Raw genomic sequence first — 15,895 nt, forward strand, 5'->3', positions numbered from 1 at the left:
CCTAGGTTCATCCAATCCCTAGGTTCATCCAATCGCGGAAGGCCCGAAGGTCCCCTCCTTTCCCCCGTAGGGCGTATGCGGTATTAGCAGTCGTTTCCAACTGTTATCCCCCTCGACTGGGCAGATCCCTAGGCATTACTCACCCGTCCGCCGCTCGCCGCCTCAGGAGTAAACTCCCTTGCGCTGCCGCTCGACTTGCATGTGTTAGGCCTGCCGCCAGCGTTCAATCTGAGCCATGATCAAACTCTTCAATTAAAGTTTTGTTGTTTGACTGACGTCAAACGGCTCAATGAATTCTACTGTTTTGATTCGCTTTGCTCACTAAGAAGCATTGCGTTTCAATTCATACATTACTGTATGTACATATTACTATGAACACTCAATCATGCTTCCCGTTAAGGAGAATGACTTGAAAACATTGATTTAAATTTTTGACTACTAACCCGAAGGCTAAGCAGTTTCGATTAACTCAACACCTGCGAGTGTCCACACAGATTTGCTTGATAAATTGTTAAAGAGCGTGGTTATCAGCTTATTCAGCGTTTAACCCTTGACCCCGCTGGGTCAGTGGATGCGCATTATAGGGATGTCAGATTTTACCGCAACCCCTTTGGCGCGAATAATTACGAAAAAACGATTCAATCGCACACTTTTCAAACTAAAAGTGTGTTTTAACGCCAATATTATCGAATTTTTGCCGAATTAAGGCAAAAGATGAGGTTAACTCAGCGCTAGAAATGACAAGAGCCAACCTATTGGTTAGCTCTTTATCTCATGCGAAATAGCTTTACTTCTGATTTCTATCCAACAAGAGCAACAACTGGCACCGCTTATATCGCAACCTTGGTTGACGAATCAGCCCATGATGAACTGATTATAAGTAGTAGAACTCCAACTAACCCACGCTTTTTAAGTAAGCTGGCACATCGGCAATACTGTCGAGTACCACAGTGGCATCACTGTCATCAGCAATAACCTTACCACTGCGCACTAATATACGAGTAGTCACGCCCGCAGCTTCCGCGGCCTGCATATCTTCGGCTTTGTCGCCAACCATGACTGAGTTCGCTAAGTCGATTTTTAAGAATTGCGCCGCATCATTGAGCATACCCGGCTTAGGTTTACGGCAATCACAATCAACCTTATATTCCCCGATGCCTTTCTCGGCATGATGCGGGCAATAGTAAATACCATCGAGCTCGACCCCTTTGTCGGCAAAGTTCCAATCCATCCACTCCGTTAAGCTGTGGAATTGGTCTTCAGTATACATGCCACGGGCAATACCGGATTGATTAGTGACGACAACTAACTTGTAGCCCATTTCTTTTAAAGAGAGGCAAGATTCAAACACACCGTCAATATATTCGAAGTCATCCACTAGGTGGACATAACCATGGTCTTTGTTAATCACACCATCACGGTCTAAAAATACTGCTCGACTCACTGTAATACTCCCAAATCGCCTAAGGCGTTATCGCGCTATTATTCCATTCATTATTAGAAATTGCACCGCGAAGTTATGCTTTTAGCGCTAAATTGCGCGTTAGTGATATTTCGTGGCTGTACAGGCAAATCTATATGTACAGCTTGTGTCTATGCGAGATAGCAATTGTCCCACCAAATCAGAGTCCAAAAAATCCAGCAATGGAATGTGTAATGGCACTGTTTTAATCAAAATACTCAATCGAAGAAGCTGAACAGCGTTTTTACAAATAATTGCCACTGTTACCATCGAAGCCACTCGCAAGTAATGCGCTTCAAATCGTAAGAGAAAACCACAAAAAACCCCGTCGTTTGGACATTGTTAGTCTCTTAGATGCTGCACTCAATCAAGCATTTCCCTTTATTTGTGGTGTTTTTAACGGTAATCTTGGGCAAATAACGAGAAAATACCCGAAATAGACGGAAATAATGAGTCGAACTACGCCTATCGTCCACAAAACCCGCACCCAGTTAGTTGTGGAAGTGCTCAGAGAGAGAATTCTTTCAGGTGACATAGCCGCAGGAGAACCCCTCAGACAAAGTGCCTTGGCTGAAGCGTTAAATGTCAGCCGTATTCCGGTAAGAGAAGCATTATTGCAACTCGAAGCTGAAGGACTCGTTAAGTTTGAGCCCCATAAAGGTGCGACTGCGACCGTTTTATCCGTCGAACAAGTCACCGAACTCTTTGAATTACGTGCAATGATCGAAACCGATCTGCTTGCGAAAGCGATCCCACGACTTCAAGAGGCTGATTTAGAAAAAGCAGAACGTGTACTCGAACAATTGGAGTCGGCCTTCAAACATGAAGATGCCGTCGCCAGTTGGAGCGAGTTGAATACGCAATTTCACACTTGCTTATATCAGGCGGCTAATCGCCCACACACCCTTGAGGTTGTTCACGGCCTCAATACTAATTGTGATAGATACATTCGTTTGCAGTTATTGCTCGCGGGGGGAATTCCTGCCGCAGAGCATGAGCACAGGGCTTTGCTCAACCACTGCAAACTGAGAGAAACAGAAAAAGCGACGGCGCTACTGCGTCATCATATTCTGCATGCCGCAATGACAATTCGAGATCTCGTCGCCAAACAGGTGGTCTAGATCACGGACGGCCATTAGAGTTGCCGATAAGCTTTGTTGTCGATTCAAGGCAGCGCTCAGGTTCTGCCTTTTTTATTTGAGAGAAACCACCATGCAGTACGCCACTATCACTGGTTGGGGCAAATGTGTTCCACCAGCCACGCTGACCAACGATGATCTTGCGACCTTTATCGAGACATCCGACGAATGGATTAAATCTCGCACAGGGATCAGCCAGCGCCATATCAGTCATGTAAATACCTCTGAACTTGCTTCAGTTGCAGCACAACGTGCGCTCGCAGCAGCAGGTATTGATGGCAGTGAAATCGACATGATCATTCTTGCCAGTGCCAGCCCAGACACTTTGATCCCAAATATTGCATCCACTGTACAAGCTAATATTGGCGCCAGTTGTGCAGCATTCGATATCAATGCTGCCTGCAGTGGCTTCTTATATGGCTTAGGTTTAGCCAGCTCACAAATCAAGAGTGGCCAGAGCAAGAAAGTATTAGTCATTGGTGCTGAACGTTTATCTTTCTATTTAGATTGGTCGCGCCGCGAAACTGCAGTGCTATTTGGTGATGGTGCGGGTGCCGTTGTGGTTGAAGCGACAGATGTTGCCGGTGGCGTGCTCGGTTATGAGCTAAATAACGATCCTGAAGGTCGTGATATTCTGAAAGCAGGCTTTGGCACGGCGATGGACAGATTCTCAGCCGACTCATTGGACTTTTTCATTGAATTCGATGGCCAAGAAATCTTCAAGCGTGCGATTAACGGAATGAATAAATTGAGCACTAAAGTGCTTGAAAAATGTGGTGTTGATAAGGATGAAGTGGATCTCGTGATCCCGCATCAAGCCAACGAACGTATTATTGATACCTTAGTTAGCCGAATGAAAATCCCGAAAGAAAAAGCCTTCGTGAACATCGCTAATTATGGCAATACCTCGGCGGCGACGATTCCAATTGCCATTTGTGATGCGTTAGAACAAGGCATTATCAAGCCGAATCAAACCATACTCTCTTGTGCCTTTGGCGCAGGCTTAACCTCTGCCGCACTCTTGCTGCAATGGGGAAATCGCGTCACACCTATCAATATCAGTGATGCCGAGTTACCGCCTTGCGATAAAACAGGCATAGAGTTAGTCAAACGCGCTGTAGATTATTTTTGTAAGCCGTAAACGGTTTCTGCAAAACGATTACATAGTGTTTCACTAAAACATAAAAGCCATCTTAATCGATGGCTTTTTTAGTATATGACTACAGAACTTATTCATTCAGCTTGCTAATGATCATCTCATCCCAATAGATAGCTTGATTAAAATGTTCGGCGAGTTTTTGATTTAACTCGTTAAAGCCTTTAATCACGCCTTCGCTGCCACTAATACAAGACCAGACAAATCGATGGCAATTATTGTCGAATAAATTATATTCCCGATACTGATAAATCGCCTGTTCAGCGCGGGGCAACACAGAGTCGGCAATAAGAGGCTGATGTTGGTGATTACAGGCAAGATAGATTTGGCTACCGGTCCGTCCCGCTAAAAAACGCTTTACCGATACAGCCCGCACCAGCCCTGAGCCATGTAACTCTACGAGGCAATCATCACCAAGCCAAATGCCAGTATGCTCAATCACACCAAAAACATAACAACAGACGATACTCCCAGGAATTGGCGATACTTGTTTTAATCCCTTTTGCCATTGACTCGGCGGTGCCACCATAGCGCGATTGGCAACGGGGTACTTAGGGGCCTTACCGAGTAATCTGTCACGCTCAAGCTGTTGACGCTGCTCGCGCTCATCGGCCAGCAAAACCGCACCGATTACGGCACCACCCACCCAAAGTAAAGGTAACGGCATCATATTCTCCTACACACTCAACTTAGTAGAGTGAAGTACAAGTTGGTTGGATTGCCAAGTTAACGGCAGGTTGAATTCGAACAGAGGATTAAATGTCAACTGAGTTTAGCTTGTCAGTGATTAACCTAAGATGAAATCAAAGTGAAATCAATCCATCTCAAATGGATTCACTCACCACAAAGAGTGATTTCTGTTAACACTGACTAAGTCGATTTTTGCAGTAAATCAGCCACAGTAAGCTTTGCTGCACCGCCCATGGCGGCCATTTGCGCGAGTAATAATTCCCCACAAGCTAAGGCATCGGTCAGCGCGCTATGGGCCGCATAAATAGGTAAACCATAACGCTCGCGACAAGCGCCAAGGCGCAAACTCCCCTCTTTAATCACTGAGTGCTCCCGTAGTAAACGGTGCTTTTCAACCATTAAAGTATCGATTGCAGGTAAAACAAGGGCTTGATGATAAATCGTCAATAAATCCTGCTGTAAAAAACGACAATCTAAAGGGGCATGATGTGCCACCAGCACGCGTCCATAGGTTTGATTGATAAACCAGCCCATGGCTTCCTCAATGGTGACGGCTTGTACCAAATGATTATCAAGAATGCCGTGGATCGTCGCGCTTTGGCCTACACTACCGCGAATTTGTACTAACTTTTGTTCGGCGCGTGCCAACGGGATCTCACCGCGCTCAATCGGCACCAATCCAATACTGAGAATTTGGTCTTGCTGTGGATTGAGCCCTGTCATCTCCAAATCCATCGCCGTTAACGGCGCTTCGGATAACGGCATTGCCAGCAGAGGCAACAGCGACTGATAATAGCCTTTAAATAAATGATGTTGGCAACGCAGCGCCCGCCAATTGAGCTGAGTTTTCAGCAACAATATATTCATATCAAAAACTTCGCATAAATTTCATCTTCATCCCCGCCTGCGCCTCATGCACGACTTTAAAAGCGTCACGTAACTGATGACGAACCAGCGAAGATAAATGCCCAGGCAGCAAATAATTACTCACCTCTCCCCCTTGATTATGTTGATAACCTTGGTTCGATAACCGCATATGAGCGATAAACTCGTGGGCATCAGCCAAATTGAGCGCATCTTGTCGATTGAGGATATTCGCATCCATCAAGGCACGAATACGTTTTGCAGTATTCACTTCTTTAATGCCCGCAGACAAGGCATAAACACGGGCAATATCGTTAATCAAAGCATTGCCCTTATGCTTCAAATCTATGCCTTTAACTTCACTACCATCCCGCTCGAGTACAAATTTGCGGAAAAATCCTAGCGGCGGTGACTCCACCAGCGAATTGCCAGTCATACCCGCGAGGAAAATATCGTTATCGCGGGTTTGAGCTAAGACTTTATCCTGTAAGGCATCAAACAGGGTTTGTGGACCGTAAACCGATCGCATATCGAAGAAGATGCTGGCGTGCATTAACGCCTTAGGCTCAGGCGTTATGACCCATTTTTCAAATACCTGTTGCCACTGTTTGAGTGACATCCGCCATTGAGGATTTTGCGCCATAATATTGCCGGTACAAAATTCATAACCGCATTGATCAAGCCCTGCGCACACGGCATGGGTTAAGGCATCAAAGTAACCTTTAGCAAAATCATCCATCTCTTCTGCGACTAACAAGCCATTATCTTGATCTGAACACGCAGCCTGATCTTGTCGTCCCTGGGAGCCAAATGCCAACCAGCAAAAGGCCATTGGCGGTTCACCAAGCAATTGTTGATTGAGCAAGATTAATCGCCGCGTCAGCGCATCGGTCACAGAGGTTAACACTCGGCCAATTTCTTCAGCTCTGGCATCGGCACTAATAAGATTTTGCAGCAATAGGGGAATTTGCTTACTGACACCAATTAAACTGGCAAGATCCTGCTGCCGTTCAATCTCACCAATCAACAGTAGCGGTTGTGAGCCCTGCCCGCGCAAGATGTCAGTACTGGTCACCATACCGATAGCTTTATCTTGATCGATAATAGGTAAGTGATGAATGTTATGCTCACTCATCAGCAGCATGGCTTCAAAAATCAATGCATTGGAGGAAATCGAGATAGGTGAAACCGTCATGGCTTGATGCACAGCAACGTTGCCATCAAGCCCTGCAGCTAACACGCGATTACGCAAATCCTTATCGGTTAAGATGCCAACCAATTTATGATTATCCGTCACCAATAAGGACGATACTCGGCGATTTCGCATCAAGAGTGCCGCCTGAGTCACGCTAGCTTGGGCATCAATAACGATGGGAGTGGAAGACATCAAGGTACTTATCCGACTTGTGGTCGTCAGATCCTTTGCCTTAAAGCGGGCCTCATGGCGTAAACGCTTTGCGAAGGCGCGGGTAAAAAACTTATCGAAGTGACGACTCTCACTCCTAAGGCTATCAAACAAGGCTTGGGGCAGATGATAAACTAGACCGTCTTCAAGAATAGCGACTTTATTAACGACTTTTTCCCCTGATAACAAAGTAGAAAAGCCAAAAAACTCACCCTCGCCCACTCTATCCACCAACATGCCGTCAGGATCGCGCACCTCAAAGGCGCCGCTACGCACCATATACAACTTAGGCGAATTCGCGTCGAAATTAACATAACCAGAGGCCTTGCTGTAATACCCAACAGTAACAGCCTTAGCGCAGCGCACGACGACATCCTCAGGCAGAGCATCAAAGGGCACAAGTCCCTGTAGAAATTGCACTACGGGTTGTAACTCACTGGCATTCATAGGCAACACCTTTTTAGGCGAATTTTTACTGAGATGTCATCACTATAGCCTGCATTGTCGCTACGCTACATTCGACTAAAGTCAGCCGCAAGCATAATAAAGTGACTCCCCACAGAGTCATAAAGGCAGGCCAAAAGAGCCATAAAAAAGAGCGCCGAAGCGCTCTCTTGTGTTGGTACTCACCATTATGCAGTAAGGTTAGTGGCCGCTTGCTTCACCCGAACCTTTAGGGAAACGAATCGATTCAACCATCTCCTGAACATGCAGTGGTGTTGCCGCAGTGACTCGACTGACTATCGCTGCCACACCGAAGTTCACTAACATGCCTACCATACCAATACCTTCTGGTGAAATACCCAGGAACCAGTTAGCAGCTATGTTAGCCGTTGGATCAACAAACTTGAAGTAGATGATATAACCTGCAGTAAACAGTAGACCCGTTAACATACCGGCAATCGCACCTTCTTTATTCATTGTCTTAGAGAAAATACCCATAACAATGGCAGGGAACAGTGAGGAAGCCGCTAATCCGAAGGCGAATGCCACCACTGCCGCCACGAAACCAGGAGGGTTCACCCCAAAGTAACCCGCAATCACAATGCCGATACCTGCCGCCAAGCGAGCGTATAGCAGCTCTTTTTTATCGGAAAGGTTAGGCATTAAATTCTTTTTCAATAGGTCATGTGAAACCGACGTTGAAATCACCAATAGCAAGCCTGCAGATGTTGATAATGCAGCAGCTAAACCACCCGCCGCCACGAGGGCGATAACCCAAGCTGGTAAATTAGCGATTTCTGGCGTAGCAAGTACGATAATATCGTTATCAATCTTCATTTCATTTTTGCTAGCGGGATCTTCAATCTTACCTGACGAATAGTAAATTTTACCGTCACCATTTTTGTCATCCCACTTAATCAAACCGGTTTTTTCCCAGTTCTTAATCCAATCTGGTGCAGACTCATAAGCCACACCTTTAGAATCGGGACCGTTAATAGTTTCAATCATGTTCACGCGGGAGAACGCTGCTAACGCAGGCACTGTGGTGTACATAATCGCAATAAAAACAAGCGACCATCCGGCAGTGATACGTGCATCTTTCACCTTAGGTACAGTGAAGAAACGCACGATAACATGGGGTAAACCCGCAGTCCCCACCATCAAGGCACCCGTAATACAGAACACATCTATCATGCTCTTAGAACCGTCGGTGTAAGGTGCAAAGCCGAGCTCAACCGAAACGTTATTGAGTTTTTCTAACAAATATACACCGCTATTATTGCCAGCGGCATCCAGTAACTCAGCACCAAAACCTATTTGCGGTACTAAGTGGCCCGTCATCATCACTGAAAGGAAAATAGCCGGAACCATAAAGGCGAAAATCAGTACGCAGTATTGGGCAACCTGAGTGTAGGTAATCCCTTTCATACCACCGAGTACCGCGTAGAAGAACACGACCGCCATACCGATATATACGCCAGTATCCACCTCCACTTCAAGGAAACGCGAGAACACAACACCCACGCCACGCATTTGCCCTGCAATATACGTAAAGCAAATAAAGATAGCGCAGATAACCGCGACTGTACGTGCCGCCTGTGAGTAATAACGCTCACCGACGAAATCTGGCACAGTAAACTTACCAAATTTACGTAAATACGGTGCCATACAAAGAGCAAGCAATACATAACCGCCCGTCCAGCCCATCAAGTACACACTACCATCGTAACCGACGAAAGACACAATACCCGCTAACGAAATAAATGACGCCGCTGACATCCAATCTGCCGCCGTTGCCATACCGTTCACCACAGGGTGAACACCGCCGCCAGCAACATAGAACTCTTTGGTTGAACCCGCACGGGTCCAGATTGCAATCCCAATGTAGAGCGCAAATGAGAGCCCTACGATAATATATGTGAGTGTTTGAACATCCATCTCAAAGCTCCTTAGTCTTCTTGTACGTTATATTTTTTATCTAAGGCGTTGGCTTTTGCCGCGTAGACAAAGATAAGCGCAACGAATACATACATAGATCCCTGTTGTGCAAACCAGAAACCTAATTTGAATCCCATGAAATGGACTTCATTGAGTACATCAACCAATAAAATGCCGCATCCAAAAGAAACTGCCGCCCAAATGGCTAATAAGCTCAGTACGAGACGAATATTCTCGCGCCAATAACCCTTTGCCTTGTCGTTGTTTTCAAAACCCATAGTGACTCCCCTGTCCTGTTTTAATTTTAAGTCATGTTTAATCTAGCAACAGCTGGTGTGAGCACAATCACGACTTTCGTCTAACCCGTGATTCAAAACACTGTCCGAAAATAGCGAACAGAAACAAATTCAAAGAGTTAACAATGATATTACATTTTGATGCGGTTTTAACTTTTTAAACAGATTAGACCAATGTCGAACATGAATGAGTGGGATGTGAATGGAGAAAGAGGATTTTCATCCAATAAATAGAAATAACTTATTGTCTGAACTAGGGAAATTAGAAATTTAAATGACCTTTAATACAGCTCTAGACTGGCTAAAAATCAGATGATTTAAGATTTTTAGCCTAGATTATTGAGAATTCTAATCATGAGTTCCTCAATTAATTAGAGACGTTAAATCTCTCATCAAACCTAGGTCAGGCCAATTGCTTACCGTTTTATTTCATCATGTTATTTCGTCAAAATGTTAGGGTTTGACTCACAGTCACCTTGCAGGTTTACAACAAAAAATAACCCAGCCTATGCTGGGTTACTCAATCTACCTTGAGGAAACGTGACTAAGCGTTACTCGCAACAAGCAACTTTCATCGCATGATACATCGCGCGCCGTCCGTCTATAAAATGCCGTTACTTCGCAGCTAAAAACTTCACTAACGCCGCCAATTCTTCTGCGGTATGTGCGGTTGAGGTCAGCATATAACGGCCATTAACCAGTAATGACGGTACCCCCTTGATCCCAGCAAGCTCAGCTTGAGAGTCATAATTCATTAGGGTGAATTTAGCATCGACGGAATTCATCGCGGCATCGACATCATCCACCCTAGCGCCTTGGGCAATGAAAAAGGCTTTTACTTGCTCAAGGGTGGTAAATTGCTCACCTTTCTCATGAATTTGCTTAAAAATGGCACCATGGGTTTGCTTAGTCATCTTTAATTTTTGCGCCATATAATAGGCAAACTGGCTCAATTCCCAAGCGGGACGACCTGCACCAACGGGGGTACGCTCAAAGGCCACATCTTTGCCAAGCAGCTTTACTGTCGACTCAATGAGCGGTTCTTGCTTATAGCAATGTGTACAGTTATAAGAAAAAAACTCCCGCAGCACTGGCTTTTGCGTTTCGGTAATGCCCGCCACAGTGACATAATCCTTGCCTTCTTCGAAACTTGCAGCCTGCAGGGCAAAGCTGGCACTCAGCATTAATCCGCACGCAAATACTGCTATAGGTCGAACTCGATTAAACACGCTCATTATATTGTCTCTTTTTATTCGTCGTTTGTTTAAATAAGGATTACACATTTGCTCAAGCAAACTTGGGACCCAAAGATAACCTAAAAGTTCGACTTTTACCTTTTACAGTAATGAACCTTTCTCAACATGCCGCTAGCATATCCAGCGGCGAAACATACTGATATCGAAAGCCTAAATCTGTGACAATCGCGTCAGCTTGGATGACTTTACTCGGCATAGATTGTTGATTAAATTCTGGCGCGACTAAACCTAGAGATTCGGCAGCAGCTTGATAAAACTCAGCTTTAGTCGGATGTGAAGGTGCGCAAAGATTATAAATCGGCGCCACTGATAATCCAGAATGAGTTGCCGCGAGAATTGCGCTAACGGCGCGCACACAGTCGCTAAGATGGACTAAATTTACCGCGACATTCGCTCCACTCACATCGGTTTTTCCAGCAAGAAAACGCCCAGGATGACGTTTAGGACCGACGAGTCCAGCAAAACGAACGATACAGGTATGGGGCAATGCTTGAAATAAAGCTTCAGCATCTAACAGCACTTGGCTATCGCTTGATTCTGCCATCGCATCGGCTTCTGTCATCAATTTATCTTGGGTCGGATATACGCCCGTAGTGCTGATAAACACAATCCGCTGATATTGCCAGCCTTGAGTTAATGCGATGAGTTGTTGTAATTCTTCAAGATAAGCAGCATTACCACGCTTTAGCCGTGGAGGAATATTGACCACCAGATAATCAGTCTGAAATAAACCGCTTAACGCCTGAGCATCGGGGGCAGATGATGCTTCGTGGCCCAATTGCAGCGGATAGGCTTCAATCCCGACTTCAGTTAATACCGATAATTCTTCGGCACTGCGCTTACAGCCAGTGACTCGATAGCCTTCATGGACAAGTTGCTTTGCCAAAGCAAAACCAAACCAACCACAACCGACCAAAGCAACACTGGATTTTACTGCACTGTTTTCTGCTTTTACATTCGCCATATTAGCCCTAAGGGAATCACATCAGCGGATAGAATACGGAACTTAGCGCATAAGATTCAAGCTTGTAGCGAACTAAAATAAAAACTAATCCCTTTATCGACTTGTAAGGTACGAATAGCACCCTCGGACAACTCTTCCGCCTTGATGGCTTTTTGTACTGTCACGCCTTCATTACTTAAAAAACGCAGCGATGGCTCACTACCATCCTCTTTGCAGGCCCACACTTGGGGTTGACTCACATCTTTAGTCGTCATCATGACTTTTGCGATACAGCCATCGGAGAGTTTCACTATGGTTCCTGGTGGATAAATACCGAGAATTTTAACCAAAATAGCGATTAAAGATTCGGCATGTTTAGTGGCCCGATTCTTAAACAAATAACCTAAAGCGACTTGAGGGGAGGATATTTGTTGACCACTGAGCTGTTGATCGTAGTCATTTGCCAAACTCACGATCTGCGTAATGATAGGAATTTTATGATCAGTTAACCCATCAGGGAAACCTGAACCGTCAATAAACTCATGGTGGTGTAGCACAATGTGGAGTACTTCTTTAGGGAATAATCCGGAACGATTGAGCATGTCATAGGCGAAATTAGGGTGCATTTGCAGATAATTTGACTCATGAGGTGTTAAGGCTCCGCGCTTACGGCGAATAACATCAGGTACCTTAAGTTTTCCAATATCATGTAACAAACTACCAAGAGCAATATCACGCAGTTCCCTTGGGCTTAAATCCAGTGCATGACCCATCATCATTGCTAATACTGCCACAGAGACCCCGTGCTGGGTCACACTGACATCGTTATCATCCATTCCGACCAAAGTGAGGAAAGGTTTTTCAACTTCCTGCAAATGGCTTAGCAAGTCTTCTACCAATGACGCCGACAATCGATAGGCACCTTCGGGATCACTGGCTATCTTGCCAAATACATTTCGGCAGTTATTTACATTCTCAAGGAAACGCTTTTGGCTTAAACGTATCGCCTTACGGGTATCGGCCTTAAGATCTCGCTCAGGTGGAACTTCAATTTCATCTTCAACATCCTCATCTTCCCTAACAGTCTCCGATCCGGGATTCAATTCAGATAACAAAAAAACATAGGGGACGCCTAAGCCACGGATCATTTCGATTTGAGCGGCACTGCTAATATCAACACGGTTAAATAAAAAAGGGTGGTTCGTCCATGACAAAGGCAACTTGACTCTCATGCCAAGTTGAATTTCTGACAGTAACAACTTTTTTTGAGGTACTTTTGCCACGCAATATGACTCCTTTCAAATGTAATGTGGATATAAACAGATGACCTCATCTGCGTATCCCACAGGGCACATTTAAGCTAAGTACATATAACTATAGATGATTCAAAGCATTCAATGGAGAAATAAGGTAAAAATCCTTATCAAACTGAGGGATAGAACACATCGTCATGTGCCCCACCGCTCAGTTCTAAATAAAGTTATTATATAACAATACGATAAAAACTAAGGCTGAAGTTCTTTAGCTTCTTCTTTTGGCCAATCACGGAGGTAATAACTGAGTCGCTTCGATTTAATAAGATAAATACTCGACCAAAACAACATTAAAGCATCTAAAGCAAGACTCCAATGAAACAGAAATTGGCCATGGATCAATCGCTGACCCAACAAGACGCCATCAATAATCAACAGCAACCACAACCCCCATTTTAAATGCACAAAAATCGGTCTTAACCATTGGGGCGAACGTCGACGTTCAGCTATCACCACAAGATAAATCAAAACCGCGCCAAGTCCCGCCCCGAGTGCTAGCAAAAAATCTGACTTTTCAGGGTAAAAAATCCGCACTAACTCAGAACGATCACCCATCTGAGTCAGCGAGGCGATAAAAATACACCAACCACGCGCGAGATAAGCCAAAAGCGCATATAAAAAGATGGGCGGTTTAATGTGGCCTTTATCATCGAGCCAAGTGATGTGACTAAAATTCAAATAGGTTTCCAATCAGCAAAATCTAAAACAGCATATTAAGGAGATGGTGCCAATCGCAGTTAATTCAATAGCCAAAGCAGATAATCTTTCCGCACCTTGATTATTTTCAGACAAAAAAATAGCGCCTTGGGCCAGGCACTATTTAATATCGGCTATTCGGCGGTATTCACCCCTTGATACAAGGCTGCAGCCGCTACAGCCGGCATTGAATCAACATCAAGCCAACGCCCTCTCTGAAATGACGCCAATCAAGCGTTCGCGGCGAGAAGGGCTAACAACTCGTCTTCATCCATCACTTTAACACCAAGCTCCTGCGCTTTAGCCAGTTTTGAACCTGCCGCCTCACCTGCCACTAAACAATCGGTATTTTTGGAGACACTGCCTGCCACTTTCGCCCCCAGCGCCTGCAACTGCGCTTTAGCATCATTGCGATTGAGCTGATTTAAGGTGCCAGTCAATACCCAAGTTTGGCCTTTAAGCGGCTGAGCATCTGCACTAGGTGCTTGAATGGCGGGCCAATGAACACCAGCAGCAACTAAAGCATCAATAACTTCAAGGTTATGGGGCTGGTCAAAAAAATGGGCCACATGCTGGGCAACGACAGCACCAACATCTTCTACTTCAGTTAACTGCTCCACAGTTGCCTCCCGCAGCGCATCTAGACTGGCAAAGTGCGCCGCCAGGTTTGCTGCCGTCGCCTCGCCCACTTCGCGAATACCTAAGCCATATAAGAAACGCGCGAGAGTGGTGGTTTTGGCTGCTTCAATCGCGGCAGCTAAATTGGTTGCCGACTTCATCCCCATGCGGTCAAGCATAGTCATCATAGAAGCGGTGAGCTTAAACAGATCCGCAGGACTTTGGACGAGTTCTTTATCAATCAATTGCTCAACGACTTTGTCGCCCATACCATCGATATCTAAAGCCTTGCGGGATGCAAAATGCTTAATCGCTTCTTTACGCTGCGCTTCGCAGAATAAACCACCGCTACAGCGAGCCACAGCCTCACCTTCTAGGCGCTCGACTAAACTGCCGCATACAGGGCAATTGTGTGGGAATACAATGTCTGTCGCTGTTTCAGGGCGTCTTTCAGGCACTATGGCAACAATTTGTGGGATAACATCGCCAGCGCGGCGGATGATCACAGTGTCACCGACCTTAATGCCTAAACGGGCAATTTCATCGGCATTGTGCAGCGTCGCATTTGATACAGTGACGCCGCCAACAAACACTGGCTTTAAGCGTGCCACTGGCGTCACGGCACCTGTGCGGCCCACTTGAAAATCAACGCCTTCAAGTTGGGTCATTTCTTCCTGTGCGGGGAACTTATAAGCAATCGCCCAGCGGGGTGATTTAGCCACAAAACCTAAACGTTGCTGCTGGGCAATGTCGTTAACTTTCATCACTACGCCATCAATTTCAAAGGCTAAATCGCCGCGACGAGTAAGAATGTCTTTGTAGTAGTCATAGACTTGGCTTAGTTCAGCGCAGACTTTGATTTCACTACTTACGGGTAAACCCCACGACTTAAGCTGTTGCAACTGTTCAAAATGGGTTTTAGCTAACGGATGGGAATCGGGATCCACTACACCGAGCGCATAGGCATAAAAAGCCAATGAACGGGCAGCAGTAATTTTACTGTCGAGTTGTCGCAAGCTACCGGCTGCTGCGTTACGCGGATTAACAAAAAGTTTTTCATCCTTGGCGCGCGCCCTATCATTCAAAGCTTCAAAAGCGGCTTTTGGCATAAAAGCCTCGCCGCGCACTTCAACGAGTTCGGGAAAATCATGACCGCGTAATTTAAGCGGGATCGATTTAATGGTTTTAACATTTTCAGTGATGTCTTCACCCACTGAACCATCGCCGCGCGTCGCCGCACGCTCGAGCACACCATGGCGATACAAGATACTCACGGCAAGGCCATCAAGTTTAGGCTCACAACAAAAACTCACCTCACCCACTTTATCGGTGACACGCTTATGGAAAGCACTGAAATCCGCCTCATCGAAGGCATTATCTAGGCTCAACATAGGCTTAAGGTGCGTGATTTGCTCAAACTTAGCCAGTGCCAATCCGCCCACCCTTTGAGTCGGTGAATCAGCGACAATCAAATGGGGATACAAGGCTTCTAACTTGAGTAAACGCTGCATCAACCTGTCGTACTCAGAATCGGTAATGCTCGGAGCATCGTCCACATAGTAACGAATGTTGTGCTCGTTCAGCGATTGGCTGAGCGCCTGCATCACCTGCGATGCGTTTTCTGGGGTGACGTCTTTAGACAGAAGTGTATCGATTTGAATGTCTTGCATATTCT

The 15,895-nt window shown here is 45.6% G+C and carries 13 protein-coding genes and 1 rRNA gene; 2 read left to right on the forward strand and 12 right to left on the reverse strand.

The window, feature by feature from the left end; translation table 11 throughout:
* Together L5M40_RS14675 and gmhB are read right to left on the reverse strand one after the other, a co-directional pair.
* A 16S ribosomal RNA gene (locus L5M40_RS14675) occupies positions 1-255 on the reverse strand; the annotation flags it as partial.
* Between the two features lie 640 nt (positions 256-895).
* Positions 896-1,444, reverse strand: coding sequence for a D-glycero-beta-D-manno-heptose 1,7-bisphosphate 7-phosphatase (gmhB, locus tag L5M40_RS14680; RefSeq protein WP_263175571.1), 549 nt, complete (start codon positions 1,442-1,444; stop codon positions 896-898).
* A 467-nt stretch (positions 1,445-1,911) separates the two neighbouring features.
* On the opposite strand from gmhB, the gene L5M40_RS14685 reads away from it, so the two are divergent.
* Positions 1,912-2,583 (forward strand): GntR family transcriptional regulator, encoded by a 672-nt coding sequence (locus tag L5M40_RS14685; RefSeq protein ID WP_028760950.1) that lies wholly within the window; start codon positions 1,912-1,914, stop codon positions 2,581-2,583.
* A gap of 91 nt (positions 2,584-2,674) precedes the next feature.
* Positions 2,675-3,742, forward strand: coding sequence for a ketoacyl-ACP synthase III (locus tag L5M40_RS14690; RefSeq protein WP_028760951.1), 1,068 nt, complete (start codon positions 2,675-2,677; stop codon positions 3,740-3,742).
* A gap of 88 nt (positions 3,743-3,830) precedes the next feature.
* Here L5M40_RS14690 and L5M40_RS14695 read toward each other — a convergent pair whose 3' ends face one another.
* From L5M40_RS14695 to ligA, 10 genes are all read right to left on the reverse strand, one after another.
* Complete coding sequence (locus tag L5M40_RS14695) at positions 3,831-4,424, reverse strand: lecithin retinol acyltransferase family protein (protein ID WP_263175630.1); 594 nt, start codon at positions 4,422-4,424, stop codon at positions 3,831-3,833.
* A gap of 203 nt (positions 4,425-4,627) precedes the next feature.
* On the reverse strand, positions 4,628-5,314 hold the full coding sequence (locus L5M40_RS14700) for an exonuclease domain-containing protein (protein WP_263175572.1): 687 nt from the start codon (positions 5,312-5,314) through the stop codon (positions 4,628-4,630).
* A 1-nt stretch (position 5,315) separates the two neighbouring features.
* Entirely contained in the window at positions 5,316-7,163 is a 1,848-nt protein-coding gene (locus L5M40_RS14705; protein ID WP_263175573.1) for a DUF294 nucleotidyltransferase-like domain-containing protein, read from the reverse strand.
* A gap of 198 nt (positions 7,164-7,361) precedes the next feature.
* Positions 7,362-9,098, reverse strand: a complete 1,737-nt coding sequence (locus L5M40_RS14710) for a sodium:solute symporter family protein (protein ID WP_028760955.1) — start codon at positions 9,096-9,098, stop codon at positions 7,362-7,364.
* 11 nt (positions 9,099-9,109) lie between these two features.
* Positions 9,110-9,376: a DUF4212 domain-containing protein gene (locus tag L5M40_RS14715; protein ID WP_006082142.1), complete on the reverse strand. Its 267-nt coding sequence runs from the start codon at positions 9,374-9,376 to the stop codon at positions 9,110-9,112.
* Between the two features lie 632 nt (positions 9,377-10,008).
* The gene (locus L5M40_RS14720; protein WP_173244167.1) at positions 10,009-10,629 is read right to left on the reverse strand and encodes a thiol:disulfide interchange protein DsbA/DsbL; all 621 of its coding nucleotides are present in this window, start codon (positions 10,627-10,629) and stop codon (positions 10,009-10,011) included.
* 121 nt (positions 10,630-10,750) lie between these two features.
* Positions 10,751-11,614 carry an NAD(P)-binding domain-containing protein gene (locus tag L5M40_RS14725; protein WP_198572821.1) on the reverse strand — a complete coding sequence of 288 codons (864 nt, stop codon included), beginning with the start codon at positions 11,612-11,614 and terminating at the stop codon, positions 10,751-10,753.
* A 56-nt stretch (positions 11,615-11,670) separates the two neighbouring features.
* Positions 11,671-12,876, reverse strand: a complete 1,206-nt coding sequence (locus L5M40_RS14730) for an HD-GYP domain-containing protein (RefSeq protein ID WP_263146366.1) — start codon at positions 12,874-12,876, stop codon at positions 11,671-11,673.
* 222 nt (positions 12,877-13,098) lie between these two features.
* A complete protein-coding gene (locus L5M40_RS14735; RefSeq protein WP_131523553.1) occupies positions 13,099-13,584 on the reverse strand; it encodes a DUF2919 domain-containing protein in 486 nt (161 codons plus the stop codon).
* Between the two features lie 248 nt (positions 13,585-13,832).
* Positions 13,833-15,890, reverse strand: coding sequence for an NAD-dependent DNA ligase LigA (gene ligA, locus L5M40_RS14740; RefSeq protein WP_263175577.1), 2,058 nt, complete (start codon positions 15,888-15,890; stop codon positions 13,833-13,835).
* Between the last annotated feature and the right edge of the window lie 5 nt (positions 15,891-15,895).

This window comes from Shewanella sp. SM68 (assembly GCF_025653925.1).
In the GTDB taxonomy this organism is placed as follows: Bacteria; Pseudomonadota; Gammaproteobacteria; order Enterobacterales; family Shewanellaceae; genus Shewanella; species Shewanella oncorhynchi.